Source organism: Caulobacter henricii (assembly GCF_001414055.1).
Classification (GTDB): Bacteria; Pseudomonadota; Alphaproteobacteria; order Caulobacterales; family Caulobacteraceae; genus Caulobacter; species Caulobacter henricii.
In genome coordinates this window covers 3,122,608-3,140,504 of sequence record NZ_CP013002.1, presented here as the reverse complement: position 1 = coordinate 3,140,504, position 17,897 = coordinate 3,122,608, and the positions used below count along the sequence as shown (strand labels likewise).

Below are 17,897 nucleotides of genomic sequence, written 5' to 3'. Positions count from 1 at the left end.
TCCATGAGCACGCCGGAAGCCGTAGGCCTGTCGTCGGAGCGCCTGAGTCGCATCGAGACCTTCATCCAGGAGCGGTACATCAACAGCGGCAAGCTGCCCTGCGCCCTGACCCAGGTCTGGCGACGTGGCCAGCTGGCCTATAGCTCGGTTCTGGGCTCGGCCGATGTCGAGCGCGGCAAGCCCTTGCAGGCCGACAGCCTGTTTCGCATCTATTCGATGACCAAACCCGTCACCAGCGTCGCCTTCATGATGCTGGTCGAGGAGGGCAAGGTCTCCCTCGATGATCCGGTCCATCGCTACATCCCGGCCTGGCGCGACCTCGGCGTCTTCCAGGCGGGCGTCCTGGGCGCTTTCCAGACCAAGCGCGCCAGCGAGCCGATGCGCATGCTGGACCTTCTGCGCCATACGGCGGGTCTGACCTATGGCTTCCAGCAGCGCACCAATGTCGATGCGGCCTATCGCAAGCTGAAGCTGGACGGGATCGACAGCGACGGCGGCCTGCAGGACTTTGTCGACAAGCTCTCCACGGTGCCCCTGGAATTCACGCCCGGCGAATCCTGGAACTATTCCGTGGCCACGGACGTGCTCGGCTATCTGGTCGAGACCATTTCCGGCCAGCCTTTTGACGCCTTTCTGAAGAGCCGCATCTTCGATCCCCTGAAGATGGTCGATACGGGCTTTCATGTTCCGGAGAGCCAGCGCGCCCGGTTTACCGCCTGCTACGCCCTGACGCCGTCAGGCAAGGTGGTCCTGCAGGACGATCCGGAAAAGAGCCGCTTCCTGACCGATCCGTCGGTCAAGTCGGGTGGCGGCGGGCTCGTCTCGACGGCTGACGACTATATGCGTTTCTGCCGCATGCTGCTGAACGGTGGCGAACTGGACGGCGCGCGACTGCTCAGCCCCAAGACCATCAAGCTGATGACCATGAACCACCTGCCGGGTGGCAAGGAACTGACGGATCTCTCCAAGTCGCTGTTCAGCGAGGCGGTATTCGAAGGCCTGGGCTTTGGCCTTGGCTTCGCCATGACTGTCGATCAGGCGCGGACCAAGAACATCGGCTCGCATGGCGAGTATTTTTGGGGTGGCATGGCCTCGACGGCCTTCTGGATCGATCCGGTCGAAGACCTGGCGGTGGTGTTCATGACCCAGCTGATGCCGTCCTCGGCCTATCCCATCCGGCGCGAGCTGCGCACCCTGGTCTATTCAGCCTTTACGGAAAGCGCCGCCTAGTCAGGCTCCTTGGGGGGCGCGCAAAGAAAGCGGCGCGGGAGCATGGCTCCCGCGCCGAAGTGCGCTTTACCTAGTTCGACACGTTGGCCACAACGCGCCGCGTCCGCGTAAAAATCCATGACTTCGAATTGGCGGGACGCTTGCAAGTCGCGCCCCAAGCCCCGGCCTCCACGCTTACGCCCTCCCCCAGCACGGACGGTTCTTGGGCGCGGGAGGGCTTTGATAGCGTTCAACGCCTCGGCCGCCCCCGCTGACCATCTCGGCTGAATCTCTGATTTCGAATTTGTAGTATGTCCCCTGTGCCGTCAACGCCGGGTGCCCATAATTCGGGCGCCGTCACGGAGGTCTGGACATCGGCGCGCGAGCGTGCAGGTTTTGTCTTCAAACAACCGTTCAAACATAAGAGCAGGGGTGGAAACCGCCATGACCGCGATCAACGCCGTCACCGATCTCACTGTCGAAGGCGACATCGGCGTCGTCACGCTGAACTCGCCGCCAGTCAACGCACTGTCGGCTGCCGTACGCGAAGGCCTTTCGGGTGCCTTTGACGCGGCCATTGCCGATCCCGCCGTCAAGGCGATCGTGCTGATCTGCGAGGGCAAGACCTTCATCGCCGGGGCCGACATCACCGAATTCGGCAAGGCCATGACCGGTCCGTCCTTGCAGGACGTCCAGAACACCATCGAAAACTCGCCAAAGCCGGTGATTGCCGCGATCCATGGCACGGTGCTGGGCGGCGGACTGGAAGTGGCGCTGGTCGCGCACTATCGCGTCGCCGTGCCGTCGGCCAAGGGTGGCCTGCCGGAAGTGAACATCGGCCTGTTGCCGGGTGCCGGCGGCACTCAGCGTCTGCCGCGCATCGTCGGTGTCGAAAAGGCGCTGGAGATGGTCACCAGCGGCCAGCACGTGCCGGCCAAGGCCGCGCTTGCGATGGGCCTGTTCGACGAACTGGTCGAGGAGGGCAACCTCCGTGCCGGTGCCGTCGCCTACGCCCAGAAGGTGCTGGCCGAGAAGCGGCCTCTGGCCAAGGTTCGCGAGCTGAACGCCAAGGTCGAGGCCGCCCGTGGCAAGCCTGAGATCTTCGAGGCTTTCCGCGCCGCCAACGCCAAGAAGTTCCGCGGCTTCATGGCCCCGGAAAACAACATCAAGTGCATCGAGGCGGCGGTGAACCTCCCCTTCGACGAAGGCCTGAAAGCCGAGCGCAAGCTGTTCATGGAGCTGATGACCGGCAGCCAGTCGGCCGCCCAGCGCCATGTGTTCTTCGCCGAACGCCAGGCCGCCAAGATCCCCGATGTACCGGACGATACGCCGCTCATTCCGATCAAGAAGGTCGGCGTCATTGGTGCGGGCACCATGGGCGGCGGCATCTCGATGAACTTCCTGAATGCCGGCATCCCGGTGACGATCATCGAGATGAAGCAGGAAAACCTGGATCGCGGTGTCGCCACGATCCGCAAGAACTATGAGAACACCGCCAAGAAGGGCCGCCTGACCCAGGACGACGTCGAGAAGCGCATGGGACTGCTGACGCCGTCCATGCACCTGGAAGACCTGGCCGACTGCGACCTGATCATCGAAGCCGTCTTCGAGCTGATGGAGATCAAGAAGGAAGTTTTCGGAAAGCTCGACAAGATCGCCAAGCCGGGCGCGATCCTGGCCTCCAATACCTCCTATCTCGATATCGACGTGATCGCCGCCTCGACCTCGCGCCCCGAAAGCGTGATCGGCCTGCACTATTTCTCGCCGGCCAATGTCATGCGCCTGCTGGAGATCGTCCGCGGGGCCAAGACCGACAAGTCGGTGATCGCTACCTCGATGGCGATCGGCAAGAAGATCGGCAAGGTCGCCGTTCTGGTCGGCAACTGCCACGGCTTTGTCGGCAACCGCATGCTGGCCCAGCGCCAGCGCGAGGCCCAGAAGCTGATCCTCGAAGGGGCCATGCCCTGGGACGTTGACCGGGTGCTCTACGACTTCGGCCTGCCCATGGGCCCGTTTGCGATGAGCGACCTGGCCGGCCTCGACATCGGCTGGGATCCGGCCAAGACCTCGTATTCGACCGTTCGCGAAGTACTGTGCGAGATGGATCGTCGCGGTCAGAAGAACGGCAAGGGCTTCTACGACTATGACGAAAACCGCGTCGCCAAGCCCTCGGCCATCGTCGAGGAGGTGATCCGCGACTTCGCCGAGAAGCGCCAGATCCAGCGCCGCGACATCACCGATCAGGAGATCCTGGAGCGGTGCCTGTACCCGATGGTCAATGAGGGCGCGAAGATCCTCGAAGAGGGCAAGGCCATCCGCGCTTCGGACATCGATACGGTGTGGCTCAATGGCTATGGCTGGCCGGTCTATACCGGTGGGCCGATGTTCTGGGGCGAGCTGGTCGGCCTCGACAAGATCCTGGCCAAGATGCGCGAATTCCACGCGGCCCTTGGCGATGACTTCAAGCCGTCGGCCTTGCTGGAGCGGCTGGTGGCCGAGGGCAAGGGCTTCAGGGACGCGTAGCGGCATCCTCCTGAACGTTGTCATCCCGGGCGTAGCGAAGCGCAGACCCGGGACCGACATGGAACTCAGCGCTTCGGGTCGGTCCCGGATCGGCGCGCTTCGCGCTTGTCCGGGATGACAATTTCTGTGGATGCTCGCCCATGACCACCATCGCCAGCATGATGAGCGCCGACTACGGCGTGATGGGTGACATCCTGCGGCTGCGGACGGCGGAAAATCCCGACCATCCGGCCATCATCATGGAATCCGGCGAGGCCGTGACCTACCGCCAGTTCGACGCCCTGGTCGATCGCGTGGCGGCTGCGTTGCAGCGCGACGGGATCAAGCCGGGCGAGGCGGTGGCGGTCTGCGCCCTCTCATCCATTCCCTATACGGCGGTATTTCTGGGCGGGCTGAGGGCCGGTGTTGCGGTCGCGCCGATCGCCCCGTCCTCCACGCCCGAGGCCATAGCCGGCATGGTCGCGGACTGCGGGGCCAAGCTGTACTTTCTCGACGCCGGGGTGGCCGAGGCCCAGACGCCCGCACCGGTTCCGGTGCGCCTGATCGCCCTGGACGGCTCGGGTGCTGGCGAGGCCTTCGACGCCTGGCTGGCCCCTGAAGGTGCCCAGCCGACGCTCGTCGAGATCGCCCCCGAAGCGGCGTTCAATATCATCTATTCCAGCGGCACCACCGGCACGCCCAAGGGCATCGTCCAGTCGCACGGCATGCGCTGGAAGCACGTCTTCCGCGGCGACGCGGTCGGCTATGGCCCGACCGCCGTGACCCTGCTGTCGACCCCGCTCTATTCCAACACCACTCTGGTCGTCTTCTTCCCGACCCTGGCGGGCGGCGGGACCGTCATCCTGATGAAGAAGTTCGACGCCGGCCGCTATCTGGACCTGGCCCAGACCCACCGCATGACCCACACCATGCTGGTTCCCGTACAGTACCGCCGGCTGATGGAGCGACCTGATTTCGACAGCTATGACCTGTCGACCACCCATCTGAAGTTCTGCACCAGCGCCCCGTTCGCCGCCCATCTGAAGGCCGACGTTCTCAAGCGCTGGCCTGGTGGACTGGTCGAGTATTTCGGCATGACCGAAGGCGGCGGTACCTGCATCCTGATGGCTCACGAGCATCCGGACAAGCTGCACACGGTAGGGCGGCCGGCACCGGGCCATGACATCCGCCTGATCGACGAAGAGGGCGTCCAGGTCGGGCCTGGCGTGGTCGGCGAGATCGTCGGGCGGTCGGCCGGCATGATGAACGGCTATCACGGCCAGCCGGGCAAGACCGCCGAGGCGACCTGGATCTCGCCCGAGGGTGAGCGCTTCATTCGCACCGGCGACGTGGGCCGGTTCGACGAGGACGGCTTCCTGACGCTGATGGACCGCAAGAAGGACATGATCATCAGCGGCGGCTTCAACATCTATCCCAGTGATCTGGAGGCCGAGATCGTCAGGCACGAGGCCGTCGCCGAGGCGGCGGTGGTCGGGGTGCCGTCCGATGCCTGGGGCGAGACTCCGGTCGCCTTCGTGGCCCTCAAGGCCGGGACGAGCGCAACGGCGGAGGAGATCAGGACCTTCGTCAATGGCCGGGTGGGCAAGACCCAGAGGATCGCCGAGGTGCATCTGGTCGATGCCTTGCCCCGCAGCCACATCGGCAAGGTTCTCAAGCGGGAACTGCGCGACTCATGGCAGGCTCAGTCCAAGCTCTGAGTTTTTCCCCGCGACGGCGCGCCGCAGCGGGGCGAATGGAATCGGTTGTTACGGTTGCTTAACCATAAGGTGACGCCATAGGGCGGAACCGGTCTCTCGTGGAAGCGCCTGCCCCATGCGTCCTTCGCCCGCCACCGCGCCCGTTCCGAAAGCCATCACCGCCAAGACCCGTGCGCCGGCCTCGCCCGTGGACTTCGATGCCGTGACCGAGGCCCTGCGTGCGGCCGGTCATGGACCCGGCGAGGAAGCCGGCCTGATGTCGCGCTTCTGCCAACCGGTCGCGGTAAGGGTTCTGTCAGATCACGCCCAGGCCGTCTCCGTCGCCCTGACCGCCCTCGGCGTGCGCCCCGGCGGCTATTGTGTTGTTTCGGCCCTGGCCTGCGCCGCGACCCTGAAGGGCGTCGCGGATGCCGGACTCAAGCCCTGGCTGGTCGATGTCGATCCGTTCAGCTGGATGTTCGATCCTGCCCATCTGCGCGAGCGCCTGCCCGAGGCCCCCGGCCCGCTGGAGGCCATCCTGCCGGCCGGTGCCCATGGCCGCGCTCCTGACCTGCGGGCCTGGGCCGCCTTTCGGGACGAGACCGGCCTGCCGATCCTGGTCGAGGCCGTCGAGGCCTTTGACGTCATCCAGAGTGCCCCGGTGCCGGTCATTGTCGGCCTGCCCAGCGGTCAGGGCGTGTTCGTCGCCTGCGAGGATGCCACCCCGATCAATGCCATGGATACCCCGCTGTTCGAGGGCGAGGCGGGCCTGGATCTGTGGCCGCAGAAGCGGCCGCGCCTGGCCACCGCCGCCCAGCGCCTGCGGGTGCTGCTTCTGGACGCGCCGATCGGCTTTCAGCCAGGCTGGGGCATGAGCTGGGTGTCCGAGACCTGCGCCTTCAGCCTGCCCGAAGACACCGCCGCCGGCGTGCTGACAAAGCTCGGCGATGCCGGCGTTGAAGCCGTCGGTGCCTCTTTCCGCACCCGTGACATGGACGCCGACGAGACCCCGATCGCCGACCGCCTGGCGGGTTCGGTGATTGTCGTCCGCATCGATCCGGACCTGGGCCTTGAGGCGCTGGACGATATCGCGGCGGTGCTGCGGAGCGCTGTCGCGGGCTAGTTCGCCGCCGCATAGGCGTCGACGCCCGCGATCCTTTCAGCCTTCTCTGCCTCGCTGAGGAACGATCCGGCGAAGCTGTTCTTGGCCAGGGTCACCAGATCCTCGCGCGTCAGGCCCACCGCCGTGGCCGTGGCCATGTAGTTCTCAAGCAGATAGCCGCCGAAATAGGCCGGGTCGTCGGAATTGACCGTAGCCTTCAGGCCCAGGTCCAGCATGCGCTTGAGGGGGTGCTCCTCCAGCGTTTTCACGCCGCACAGCTTCAGGTTCGACAGCGGGCAGACCGTCAGGGTCGTGCCGTCGCGCACCAGCCGCGCCGTCAGGGCCTCGTCCTCGAGCGCCCGGTTGCCGTGGTCGATACGGTCGACCTTCACCAGGTCGATGGCTTCCCAGACATAGGCCGGCGGGCCTTCCTCGCCGGCGTGGGCGACGATCTTGAGGCCCAGGTCGCGGGCCGCCTGGAAGGCGCGGGCGAACTTGGCGGGCGGATGGCCGACTTCGGAGCTGTCCAGACCCACGCCGACGATCTCGGCAAGCCAGGGTTTGGCCTGTTCCAGGGTGGCGAAGGCGGCGTCCTCGTCCAGGTGGCGCAGGAAGCAGAGGATCAGCTTTGACGTGACGCCCAGCGTCTTTTCAGCCTCGTCCATGCCGGCCAGCAGGCCCTTGATCACCACATCGAAAGCGATGCCGCGATCGGTGTGGGTCTGGGGGTCGAAGAAGATCTCGGCATGGGTGCCACCATCGGCCGCCAGCCGCCGGAAATAGGCCAGGGCCAGATCCTTGAAGTCGGCTTCGGTGATCAGCACCCCGGCCCCCTGATAATAGATGTCCAGGAAGTCCTGCAGGTTCGAAAAGGCGTAGGCCGCTCGGATCTCTTCGACCGACTTGAAGGGCAGGGCGAGGCCATTGCGCTCGGCCAGCTCGAACATCAGCTCCGGCTCGAGGCTGCCCTCGATGTGCATGTGGAGTTCGGCCTTGGGCAGGCCGCGGACGAAGGCGGTAAGATCGGTGTCGGTCATGTGGCTGTTATGGGCCGCCGCGCTGGCCGGTTTCAACCGGATCTTCGCCAGTGGACGCGACGCCGGCGCGCTTGACCCTCGACCACCACCCCCTATGACACGCCGGGTGGCATGCCTGCGATCCAGGCGGCGAAGGGGCGAGACATGGCGGCGGACCAGTTTGTCTATCTGCACGGCCAACCAGGCTCGCCTGTCGAACTGACCCTGGCGCGTCCCGACGGCTGGACAGCTGCCGCCACTCTGTTTGCGCCCGACCGGGCCCTGGACCGTCCCGACCTGGCGCTTGAGCCCTATCTGGACCATCTGGCCGCCAGCATCCTGCGGCGATATCCTGAGGGTCCTATCCGGTTGGTGGGCTTCTCGCTGGGCGGCTATGTCGCCACCGAGATCGCGCTGCGGCTGGCTGAGCGCGGTCGTGGCGACGATCTGAACCTGGATCTGATCTCAACGGCGGCTCCGCTGGGCTATGGGGACTTCCTGCCGCATATGGCGGGCGGCCGCGTCTTCGCCCTGGCGCGCGCCCAACCCTGGTTGTTCAACCTGATGACCCGGGTGCAAGGCGGTCTCGCGGCCTTGGCGCCCAAGACGCTGTTCGGCCAGATCTTCGCCGGCGCGGCCGGGGCGGACGCTGAACTGGCCCTCGACCCGGCATTCCAGGCGAGTCTCCAACGCATCATCGCCCACAGCCTGGCCAAGGGCGCACGGGGCTATAGGCGCGACATCGGCGGCTATGTAGTCCAGACGCCCGAACTGCTGGTGACTCTGCGGGCACCGATTACCCTGTGGTGCGGCGAGGCCGATACCTGGGCACCATCGGGCATGTCGCACGCCATCGCCGAGGCCCGGCCGGAGTCCCGCCGCGTCCGGTCCATTCCGGGGCACTCGCACTATTCGACCCTGACCGTCGCCCTGCCCGAGATCTTCCGCGACCTCGCTTAGGCCGCGTGTGTCGGCGGAAATCGCAGACCTTCGTTCTCAAGGGCATTTACAAGGCGGGGGCGGGTCAGCTTGACTTGATCTGCGGCAATTAGCGCCGGACGCCGGAGCACGACATGTCCCCCAAGCCCATCCTGCTCGCCCTCACGGGGCTGTGGCTCTGCGTCACGCCTGCCGCCGCCGCCGATCCGATCATCGATATGCACCTGCACGCCCTGGCGGCGGATGACCAGGGGCCGCCGCCGCTGGCCATGTGCACGCCGATCTCGCCGATGCCGACCTGGGACCAGCGCCAGCCCTGGACCGACGGTCTGATCGGCATGTTCAAGACGCCCGGCTGCGCCGACCCGATCTGGTCACCGACGACCGATGACGAGATCCGCGACAAGACCCTGGCGATCATGGCCAAGCGCAACATTATCGGCGTGGTCAGCGGGCCTTATAAGCGGGTGATGGCCTGGCGCGCCCTGGCCCCCGACCGGGTGCTGCCGGCGCTGATGCCGACCATGTCCGACCTTTCCAAGCCCAAGGTGCTGCAGGACGACTTCGGCAAGGCCAAGGCAGCCGGCCAGCTGGCCGTGCTTGGCGAACTGGGCTTTCAGTATGAGGGGATCGCGCCCAACGATCCGCGCCTGGAGAACCTGTGGACCGCCGCCGAGCAACTCGACATCCCGGTGGCCATCCATGTCGGACCGGGCCCTCCCGGCGTGGCCTATATGCCCGGGTCAGGGTACCGCGCCCGGCTGAGCAGCCCGCTATTGCTGGAGGACGTGCTGGTCAAACATCCCAAGCTGCGCATCAATGTGATGCACGCTGGCTATCCGATGCTGGATGACACCCTGGCGCTTCTCTACGCCCACCCGCAGGTCTATCTGGACACCGGCGTCATCGTCTATACGCAGCCCCGGCCGGCCTTTTATCGCTATCTGCAGGCCCTTGTGGACGCAGGTTTTGGCGAGCGGGTCATGTTCGGCTCCGACCAGATGGTCTGGCCTGAAGCCATCGAACGGTCGATTGCCGTGATCGATGAGGCACCCTTTCTGACGCCGCAGCAAAAGCGTGACATCCTCTACAACAATGCCGCGCGGTTCCTGCGCCTCGACGCGGCGACGATCGCCAAGCACAAGGCGATGTAGGGGGAAGCGATGTGGTCGGAATGCGGCTGATCCGGGGACTAACGCTTGTCAGTGTCCTGCTGAGCCTGGCGACGGTCGCCCAGGCCCAAACCCTGTCGGCCAAGGTCTCAGCCTGGCGGCAAAAGAACGAGACCGCCATCGTCGGCCAGTTGGCCGACGCGATTTCCATTCGCAGCATTGCCGTCGATCCTGCCGGGCTGGACGCCCAGGCAGACCGGCTCAAGGCCCATCTGGACCAGCGCGGGTTCAAGACCGATTTGCTGGCCGCCAACGGTTCGCCCAAGGTCGTGTTCGGCCGTTACGACACCCCGGGTGCCAGGCGCACGGTCGTCTTCTATGCCCACTATGACGGCCAGCCGGTCGCGCCGCGCGACTGGCGCTCGGATCCGTTCGTCCCGACCCTGCGGACCGGCCTCGGGGTTGACGCCGCCGAGATCTCGGACTGGCGGACCGGTGCCCGGCCGCTGGATCCCGAATGGCGACTGTTCGGACGCGGCGCGGCTGACGACAAGGCTGCCATCGTCGCCTTCCTGGCCGCGTTCGACGCGCTGAAGGCAGTGGGCAAGAGGCCTTCGATCAACATCATCGTCTTCTGGGAGGGCGAGGAGGAGGCCGGCTCACCGCATCTGCCCGCCATCCTGGCCGCCCACCGCGACCGCCTGAAGGCCGATCTCTGGCTGATCGGTGATGCGCCCGTGCACCAGTCGCGGACCCCGACCCTCTATTTCGGTGTGCGTGGGGTCATGGCCCTGGACATGACCCTCTATGGCCCGCGACGACCGCTGCACAGCGGCCACTACGGCAACTGGGCACCCAATCCCGCCGCTCGCCTGGCGCAGGTGATTGCAGAGATGCGCGCCCCCGACGGCCGGGTTCTGATTCCGGGTTTCAGTAATGGGGCGCAGCCGCCGAGCGCAGCCGAGAAGGCGGCGATCGACGCTCTGCCGCCGGTCGACGCCGACATCCGCCGCGAGATCGGCGTCGCCGCCCCCGAGAGCGAGGAGGGGCTGACCCTGTCGACCCAGCGCCCGGCCTTGAACGTGCGGGGGCTGTCGGCCGGTCAGGTCGGCGACCAGGCCCAGGGCGCGATCCCCAGCCAGGCTCAGGCTGCCTTCGACATCCGCCTGGTTCCAGGCCAGTCGCCGGACGCCGTGCGCGCCAGCGTCGAAACCTTCCTGACAAAGCGCGGCTGGACCCTGCTGGACGGCCCGCCGAGCGAGGCTGATCGCGCGGCCCATCCGCAGCTGATGCGGCTGAAATGGTCAGGTGGCTATCGCGCCCTGCGCTCGGACATGACGACGCCGACCTCGCGGGCGGTGATCGCCGCGGCCAATCGCGCCGCCGGCCGCCCGGTCGCCCTGCTGCCGATGATGGGGGGCAGCGTACCGCTCAATATGTTCGAGGACGCCCTGGACGCACCGTTGATCGGCTTGCCGATCGGCAACCACGACAACAACCAGCACGCCGCCGACGAGAACCTGCGCCTGGCCAATCTCTGGGACGGGATCGGGCTATATGCGGCGATGATGGCCGACCTGTCCTGGTAGGGTCCGTGCCACTTCCGGCAGGGGGATGAATGCGTCTCAGGCTAGCTCGGGCCGCATCATGCGACCCGTCATCTATCGCCATCTGAGTCTGGATGGGGCGAGGCCTGCAAGGCACAGGGCGATGTACTCGGATCAGCCCCGGGTAAGGGCCCAGCCTGCCAACCGCCAAAAAATGGCCACGTCCTTACGCTTGTGTCCGCCCTATTGCGACGAACGGACCTATAAGCGTTCATGACTGTTTCCCAAGATCTTCTCCCCGGCGTGCCGCTGGTCGAGTCCTGGCTGCTCAAAGCCTCCCTGGATCAGATGGGTCTGACCGCGATCGAGCGGGACCTTGCCCTGCAATTGCATGAGAAGGGTTTTGCCGTCCTGGATTTCCCGGACGATGATCTGGATGCGCGCATCGAGCGGATCATCGAGACCCTGACCCCCCAGTATGATTTCGAGCACTGGCGGTCCGAGGGCTGGGCCGCCGACAATGGCCTAAGGGTGCAGGATGCCTGGAAGACCAGCGAAGACGTGCGCGCCATCGCGGTCAATGAGGCGGTGCTGGCCCTGCTGGGCAAGCTCTATGGCCGGCGGGCCTTTCCGTTCCAGACCCTGAACTTCCCTGTCGGGACCCAGCAGCACGTCCATTCCGACTCGATCCACTTTTCCAGCATTCCGGAGCGCTTCATGTGCGGGGTCTGGCTGGCCCTGGAGGACATCCATCCCGACGCCGGGCCGCTGGTCTATTATCCGGGCTCCCACAAGTGGCCGATCCTTTACAACGACATGATCGGCAAGGTGATCGGGGCCGGCGCGGATTTCCTGGCCCAGACACCCTACGAGAACGTCTGGGCAGCCCTGGTTGAGGCGACCGGTGTGCAACCGGAATACTTCTATCCCAAGAAGGGCCAGGCCCTGATCTGGGCCGCCAATCTGCTGCATGGCGGCAGCCGGCAGAAGGACCCTGCCCGCACCCGCTGGTCGCAGGTGACCCACTACTATTTCGACGACTGCACCTATTACACGCCGGCCTTTTCGGACCCGCTGGTCGGCAATCTGGACCTGCGCCAGATCATCGATCTGTCGACCGGTCAGGTGGCACCCAACATCTATATTGACCGGCCAGTCTCCGAGGTCGTTCGCCGGGAGCCTACCCCGCCTGCCGCCCAGCACCAGGCCGCCCTCGTGCCGGGCAAGATCCCGGCTGACTTCGATCCCAAGCGCTATCTGGCGCTCAATGCCGATGTGGCCGCAGCGGGGGTGGATGCCCGCAAGCATTTCCTGAGGTTCGGGATCCGCGAGAACCGGCGCTACAGGTAGGTCCGCCCAGACCTAGGCCTGTTCCGCCTGCTGTCCTGTCGCCGACGGCGCTCAGGGCAGGGGGATGAACTCGTCATGATCGAGGTCGGGCAGCTTCATGCGTCCGGCCTTCCAGTCGGCCTTGGCCTGTTCCAGCCGGTCCTTTGAGGACGAGACGAAGTTCCATTCCATGAAGCGCGGGCCGACGGGCTCGCCGCCCAGCAACATGACGGTCGAGGGCTCCAGGGCCTTGAAAACGATCGTCTCGCCGGGGGCGAAGACGGCCATCTGCAGGGCTGAAAGCTCGCGACCATCCACCTCGACCCGGCCGCTGGCGACATAGGCTGCGCGCTCGGAATACTCGGCGGGTAGGCCCGCGGTGGTCCCGGCCGCCAGTTCCCAGTGCACATAGAACAGCGGCGAATAGACCGGTACATCGGTCTTGGCCCCGAACGCCTCGCCGGCGATCAGCCGGGCCTTCAGGCCGCCGCTCTCATAATTGGGAAGGGCGGTGTCGCCCGCATGGTGGCTGAAGCTGGGGGCGACCTCTTCGAATTCCTGGGGGAGGGCGATCCAGGCCTGCATGCCGTCCATGCGGCCGCCCTGGCGGCGCAGGGTCTCGAAGCGTTCGGAATGGGTGATGCCTGACCCGGCGGTCATCCAGTTGACCTCGCCTGGCCGGATTTCGGCCAGCGACCCGACGCTGTCGCGGTGGGTAATCTCACCCTGGAACAGATAGGTCAGGGTCGACAGGCCGATATGGGGGTGAGGCCGCACGTCGGCGCTCTTGGGAAAGCCCGGCGCGAATTCGGCGGGTCCCATGTGGTCGAGGAAGGTGAACGGGCCGACCATGCGATGGGCATGGAAGGGCAGGATGCGCCCGACCTCGAAATTGCCGATGTCGTGGCGGCGGGCTTCGATGACGAGGTCGATCATGGAGGGCTCCGGCGCGGGGGTGGCCGGAGATTCTCACAGGTTGCGGTGGGCGTCTTGTCGAAATGCGCCCTGTCTGAGCGACTGGCCCTCTCCTGGCGGCTTCGCCGCCGTCCTCCCCCGCAGGGGAAAGACGCTTTCATCCTCCCCCTACGGGGGAGGAGGGCGTCAGCGCGGAGGGGGCGAGTGCTGACTAACCCAGAGGGCTCACATAAGGGCTGACCAAACCCAGCGGCACGGCGGTGGAGTTCTTGACCCCTCGGATGACGATCCGGCTCTCGATATTGCTGACCAGGCCCAGGGACAGCAGCTTGTCGCGCAGGAACTCGTCGAAGGCGCGCATGTCGCGGGTGACGATGCGCATCTCATAGTCGGCGGCCCCGGTCACCGTGGCGCACTGCACGACCTCGGCCCACTTGCTGACGGCCTGCTCGAAGGTGTCGAGGTTTTCCTTGGTCGGCAGGGACAGCTTGACGGTGCAATAGACCTCAAAGCCCAGGCCCAGTTTCTCGCGGTCGAGGATCGTCACGCGGCGCTGGATGACGCCGGCGTCTTCCAGGCGCTTGATCCGACGCCAGCAGGGGCTGGACGACAGCCCGACCCGTTCAGCGATCTCGGCGACGGACAGACCGGCGTCGTGTTGGATGAGATCGAGGATCTTGGCATCCACGGCGTCGAGTTGTTCGGACAAGAATTCCTCCCCCAGAGGTCATTTAGCGCGGTGATCGTGCCGAAAGCGGCCACGACTAGGGCACGCCTTGGGCAAACAATTTCCCCGTTTCTATAAGATATTGCTACGCGGGCGAGAAGACCCGGGAGGAATTTTTTTGCCATGAGGCACTCAGAAGTCACTCTGGACGACAAATATCTTCTCGAAGATGGTCGCGCCTTCATCACCGGTGTCCAGGCGCTGATCCGGGTTTTGCTCGATCGCAAGCGGCTGGATCGCCGGGCCGGATTGAATACGGCCGGCTTCCTGTCGGGGTATCGGGGCTCGCCGCTCGGCGGGCTCGACCAGCAGGCTGCGCGCCTGAACAAGCTCCTGACCGCGCATGACGTGGTCTTCAAGGAAGGCCTCAACGAGGACCTGGCCGCCACCGCCGTGTGGGGCAGCCAGCAGGCCAACCTGTTCCCCGGCGCGACCCATGATGGCGTGTTCGGCATGTGGTACGGCAAGGCCCCGGGTGTCGACCGCACCGGCGACGTCTTCAAGCACGCCAATTTCGCCGGCAGCTTCCCGACCGGCGGTGTTCTGGCCGTGGCCGGCGACGACCATGCCTGCAAGTCCTCGACCCTCCCGTCGCAGTCGGAGTTCGCCTTCCAGGACTTCGAGATGCCGGTGCTGTCGCCGGCCGATGTGCAGGAGGTCCTCGACTACGGCCTGATGGGGATCGCCATGTCGCGGTTCACCGGCCTGTGGACCGGCATGATCGCCCTCGCCGACACCATGGACTCCGGCGTGACGATCGATGTGTCGCTGGATCGCCACAACGTCATCATCCCCGACTTCGCGATGCCGCCGGGCGGCCTCGGCATCCGGCTGAAGGATCAGCCGATGGAAAAGGAGCGCCGGCTCCGTCTGCACAAGATCCCGGCCGCCCTGGCCTTTGCCCGTGCCAACCACATCGACCGCGTGGTGCTGGGCGCCTCGCATGTCCGCGTCGGCAAGGCCCGCCTGGGCATCGTCTGCCAGGGCCAGGCCTATAAGGACGTGCTGGAGGCCTTCACGGCCATGGGCATGACCCTGCAGGAAGCCGCTGACCTCGGCGTCTCGATCTACAAGGTCGGCATGCCGTGGCCGCTGGAGCCCTTGGGCATCCGCGCATTTGCTGCGGGCCTTGAGACCCTGATGGTCATCGAGCACAAGCGCGGCCTGATCGAGCCCCAGGCCCGGGCCGCCCTTTATGACCTGCCGGCCCAGGCCCGCCCGCGCATCATCGGCAAAACCGACGAGCACCATCACCCGCTGCTGTCGGAGCTGGGCTCGCTGTCGGTCGCCGAAATCGCCCTCGCCATCTATGACCGCCTGCCCGACGGGCCGCACATGGAACGGGCCCGCGCCTATCTGGACCGCGTCTCGGCCGCCGGCGTCGCCGCCGTCAGCCTGGCCGCCGACCAGGCCCGCAAGCCGTTCTTCTGTTCGGGCTGCCCGCACAACACCTCGACCAAGCTGCCGGAGGGCTCGCGGGCCCTGGCCGGCATCGGCTGCCACTACATGGCCGGGTTCAACGACCCCTCGACGGACCTCAACACCCATATGGGCGGCGAGGGCCTGACCTGGGTGGGCGCGGCGCCGTTCACCACCGAGAAGCACGTCTTCCAGAACCTGGGCGACGGCACCTACAACCACTCCGGCTCGCTGGCGATCCGGGCTGCGATCGCGGCCAAGGCCAACATCACCTACAAGCTGCTGTTCAATGACGCCGTGGCCATGACCGGCGGCCAGAAGGCCGAAAGCGGCTTCACGCCTGCCCAGATCACCCGTCAACTGGCCTCGGAAGGTGTGACCCGCACCGTCATCGTGGTCGATGAGCTGGAACGCTATCAGGGCGTCTCCGATCTAGCGCCCAATGTCGACGTCTTCCCGCGGTCCGAGCTGATGACCGTGCAGAAAATGCTGCGCGAGACGCCCGGCACCACGGTGCTGCTCTATGACCAGACCTGCGCCACTGAAAAGCGCCGTCGCCGCAAGCGCGGCACCATGGCCAAGGCCCCTCGCAGGGTCTTCATCAACCCGCTGGTCTGCGAAGGCTGCGGCGACTGTTCGGTGAAGTCCAACTGCGTCTCCGTCGAGCCGCTGGACACCGAATTTGGCCGCAAGCGCAAGATCAACCAGTCCAGCTGCAATCAGGACTACAGCTGCGTCGAAGGCTTCTGCCCGTCGTTCATCACCCTGGAGGGCGCTGAAAGCGCTCAGTCGAAGGCCCGTCCTGCCGCCCTGACCGCCGACTCCACGCCGCTGCCGGAGTTCGAGCCGCTGGTCGGCGTTCGCAAGATCCTGTTCACCGGCGTCGGCGGTACCGGCGTCACCACCGTGGCCTCGATCCTGGCCATGGCGGCGCACATTGATGGTCGCTCGGGCAGCGTGGTCGACATGACCGGCCTCGCCCAGAAGGGCGGCTCGGTGTTCAGCCACGTCAAGATCGGCGAGACCGAGGACACCGTGGTCGGCGGCCGCGTGCCGGCCGCCAGCACCGACGTCCTGATCGCCTGCGACCTGCTGGTGGCTGCCAGCCCCGAGGGCCTGTCGCTCTATGCCAAGGACCGCACCGCTGCTTTCGGCAACAGCGATTTTGCCCCCACCGCCGATTTCGTCACCAGCCGCGACGTCAAGTTCGACAGCGGAGCCATGGCCCGCCGGGTCAAGGGCGCGACCAAGAGTTTCGATGCCTGCCCGGCCCAGCACCTGGCTGAAAGCCAGTTTGGCGACGCCATCTTCGCCAATATGATCATGGTCGGCTTCGCCTGGCAGCGCGGGGTGATCCCCCTGTCCAGTCGCGCCATGTATCGGGCCATCAAGCTCAACGGGGTGGAAGCCGAGGCCAATCTTCAGGCCTTCGAACTGGGTCGCCGCATTGCGCATGATCCGTCCGCCGCCGGGCCCAAGGTCGAAGCCGGGACCACGCCCGAGACGATGCCGCTGGACGAGCTGATCGCCAAGCGCTCGGCCGAACTGACGGCCTACCAGAACGCCGCCTATGCCGAACGCTATGCCGCCAAGGTCGCCAAGGTCCGGGCCGCCGAGCTCACTGTCAGTGCCGAGGCCGGCACCCTGCCCCTGACCCGCGCCGCCGCCATCAATCTTTACAAGCTGATGGCCTACAAGGACGAGTACGAGGTCGCCCGGCTCTATACCGACGGTCGTTTTGCCGCCGAGCTGGCCGGCACCTTCAAGGGCGGCAAGGCCAAGGTCTGGCTGGCCCCACCGCTGATCGCCCGCAAGGGTCCGGACGGCAAACCGAAGAAGATCGCCTTCGGCGGCTGGATGCTCGAGTTTGCTTTCCCGATTATGGCGAAGATGAAGGGCCTGCGCGGCGGAGCCTTCGACATCTTCGGCAAGACCGAGGAGCGCCGCATGGAGCGCGGCCTGATCGACGCCTATGAGGTCGCCCTGGATCGCCTCTCAGCCGGCCTCAAGCCCGAGAGCCTGCCCCTGGCGCAGAAGATCGCCGAGATCCCGCAGTCCATCCGCGGCTATGGCCACGTGAAGGAAGCGGCGGTGGTCACGGCCAAGGCGGCCGAGGCGAAGTTGTGGGAGCAGTGGGGGGCTTAAGCCCCCCGCCGGCGAACGGAGCAGAGGGATGTCGCAGACCCGCCCTAACCGCCTACGCCGGGGCCTGATGTCGGCGGCCTTGCTGGTCTGACCGACCTCGGCCCTGGCGGCCAGCGCGCTCCCAACCACCGCGCACCGCTTCGCTGAGACTGATCCCGACCGTCGCGCATTGACACCGGTGTCTATCAAGAGTCTCACTGGCGGTGCGTTTCGAGCGTTCCGCCAATAGAGACCCCTC

The 17,897-nt window shown here is 66.0% G+C and carries 12 protein-coding genes; 9 read left to right on the top strand and 3 right to left on the bottom strand.

The window, feature by feature from the left end:
- The first annotated feature begins 3 nt into the window (after positions 1 to 3).
- The 4 genes from AQ619_RS14715 to AQ619_RS14700 all read left to right on the top strand — a co-directional run bounded on the left by AQ619_RS14715 (position 4) and on the right by AQ619_RS14700 (position 6,531).
- Positions 4 to 1,230: a serine hydrolase domain-containing protein gene (locus AQ619_RS14715; RefSeq protein ID WP_062149238.1), complete on the top strand. Its 1,227-nt coding sequence runs from the start codon at positions 4 to 6 to the stop codon at positions 1,228 to 1,230.
- A gap of 411 nt (positions 1,231 to 1,641) precedes the next feature.
- Entirely contained in the window at positions 1,642 to 3,732 is a 2,091-nt protein-coding gene (locus AQ619_RS14710) for a 3-hydroxyacyl-CoA dehydrogenase NAD-binding domain-containing protein (RefSeq protein ID WP_166504268.1), read from the top strand.
- A gap of 140 nt (positions 3,733 to 3,872) precedes the next feature.
- The gene (locus AQ619_RS14705) at positions 3,873 to 5,429 is read left to right on the top strand and encodes a class I adenylate-forming enzyme family protein (RefSeq protein ID WP_062149235.1); all 1,557 of its coding nucleotides are present in this window, start codon (positions 3,873 to 3,875) and stop codon (positions 5,427 to 5,429) included.
- Positions 5,430 to 5,544: 115 nt separating this feature from the next.
- Positions 5,545 to 6,531: a DegT/DnrJ/EryC1/StrS family aminotransferase gene (locus tag AQ619_RS14700; protein WP_062149232.1), complete on the top strand. Its 987-nt coding sequence runs from the start codon at positions 5,545 to 5,547 to the stop codon at positions 6,529 to 6,531.
- Here AQ619_RS14700 and AQ619_RS14695 read toward each other — a convergent pair.
- Positions 6,528 to 7,547, bottom strand: coding sequence for an adenosine deaminase (locus AQ619_RS14695; RefSeq protein WP_062151724.1), 1,020 nt, complete (start codon positions 7,545 to 7,547; stop codon positions 6,528 to 6,530). The two genes, AQ619_RS14700 and AQ619_RS14695, sit on opposite strands and share 4 nt — an antisense overlap.
- Before the next feature lie 144 nt (positions 7,548 to 7,691).
- On the opposite strand from AQ619_RS14695, the gene AQ619_RS14690 reads away from it, so the two are divergent.
- The 4 genes from AQ619_RS14690 (at position 7,692) to AQ619_RS14675 (ending at position 12,474) form a co-directional block, all read left to right on the top strand.
- Positions 7,692 to 8,486 (top strand): alpha/beta fold hydrolase, encoded by a 795-nt coding sequence (locus tag AQ619_RS14690; protein ID WP_062149229.1) that lies wholly within the window; start codon positions 7,692 to 7,694, stop codon positions 8,484 to 8,486.
- Between the two features lie 113 nt (positions 8,487 to 8,599).
- Positions 8,600 to 9,619, top strand: a complete 1,020-nt coding sequence (locus AQ619_RS14685; RefSeq protein ID WP_062149226.1) for an amidohydrolase family protein — start codon at positions 8,600 to 8,602, stop codon at positions 9,617 to 9,619.
- Positions 9,620 to 9,639: 20 nt separating this feature from the next.
- On the top strand, positions 9,640 to 11,166 hold the full coding sequence (locus AQ619_RS14680; protein WP_062149224.1) for a M20/M25/M40 family metallo-hydrolase: 1,527 nt from the start codon (positions 9,640 to 9,642) through the stop codon (positions 11,164 to 11,166).
- Between the two features lie 231 nt (positions 11,167 to 11,397).
- Positions 11,398 to 12,474: a phytanoyl-CoA dioxygenase family protein gene (locus AQ619_RS14675; protein WP_062149221.1), complete on the top strand. Its 1,077-nt coding sequence runs from the start codon at positions 11,398 to 11,400 to the stop codon at positions 12,472 to 12,474.
- A gap of 51 nt (positions 12,475 to 12,525) precedes the next feature.
- On the opposite strand, the gene AQ619_RS14670 is transcribed toward AQ619_RS14675, so the two are convergent.
- Together AQ619_RS14670 and AQ619_RS14665 are read right to left on the bottom strand one after the other, a co-directional pair.
- Positions 12,526 to 13,389: a pirin family protein gene (locus AQ619_RS14670; RefSeq protein WP_062149218.1), complete on the bottom strand. Its 864-nt coding sequence runs from the start codon at positions 13,387 to 13,389 to the stop codon at positions 12,526 to 12,528.
- A gap of 190 nt (positions 13,390 to 13,579) precedes the next feature.
- A complete protein-coding gene (locus AQ619_RS14665) occupies positions 13,580 to 14,077 on the bottom strand; it encodes an Lrp/AsnC family transcriptional regulator (protein WP_062149215.1) in 498 nt (165 codons plus the stop codon).
- 141 nt (positions 14,078 to 14,218) lie between these two features.
- Here AQ619_RS14665 and AQ619_RS14660 point away from each other — a divergent pair, with 141 nt between their 5' ends.
- Positions 14,219 to 17,659, top strand: coding sequence for an indolepyruvate ferredoxin oxidoreductase family protein (locus tag AQ619_RS14660; protein WP_062149212.1), 3,441 nt, complete (start codon positions 14,219 to 14,221; stop codon positions 17,657 to 17,659).
- The last annotated feature ends 238 nt before the right edge of the window (positions 17,660 to 17,897 follow it).

Bases quoted from the DNA above. Each gene is read 5' to 3' on its own strand.
- AQ619_RS14715 (WP_062149238.1), top strand. From the start codon at position 4: ATGAGCACGCCGGAAGCCGTAGGCCTGTCGTCGGAGCGCCTGAGTCGC.
- AQ619_RS14705 (WP_062149235.1), top strand. From the start codon at position 3,873: ATGACCACCATCGCCAGCATGATGAGCGCCGACTACGGCGTGATGGGT.
- AQ619_RS14700 (WP_062149232.1), top strand. From the start codon at position 5,545: ATGCGTCCTTCGCCCGCCACCGCGCCCGTTCCGAAAGCCATCACCGCC.
- AQ619_RS14695 (WP_062151724.1), bottom strand. From the start codon at position 7,547: ATGACCGACACCGATCTTACCGCCTTCGTCCGCGGCCTGCCCAAGGCC.
- AQ619_RS14690 (WP_062149229.1), top strand. From the start codon at position 7,692: ATGGCGGCGGACCAGTTTGTCTATCTGCACGGCCAACCAGGCTCGCCT.
- AQ619_RS14685 (WP_062149226.1), top strand. From the start codon at position 8,600: ATGTCCCCCAAGCCCATCCTGCTCGCCCTCACGGGGCTGTGGCTCTGC.
- AQ619_RS14680 (WP_062149224.1), top strand. From the start codon at position 9,640: ATGCGGCTGATCCGGGGACTAACGCTTGTCAGTGTCCTGCTGAGCCTG.
- AQ619_RS14675 (WP_062149221.1), top strand. From the start codon at position 11,398: ATGACTGTTTCCCAAGATCTTCTCCCCGGCGTGCCGCTGGTCGAGTCC.
- AQ619_RS14670 (WP_062149218.1), bottom strand. From the start codon at position 13,389: ATGATCGACCTCGTCATCGAAGCCCGCCGCCACGACATCGGCAATTTC.
- AQ619_RS14660 (WP_062149212.1), top strand. From the start codon at position 14,219: ATGAGGCACTCAGAAGTCACTCTGGACGACAAATATCTTCTCGAAGAT.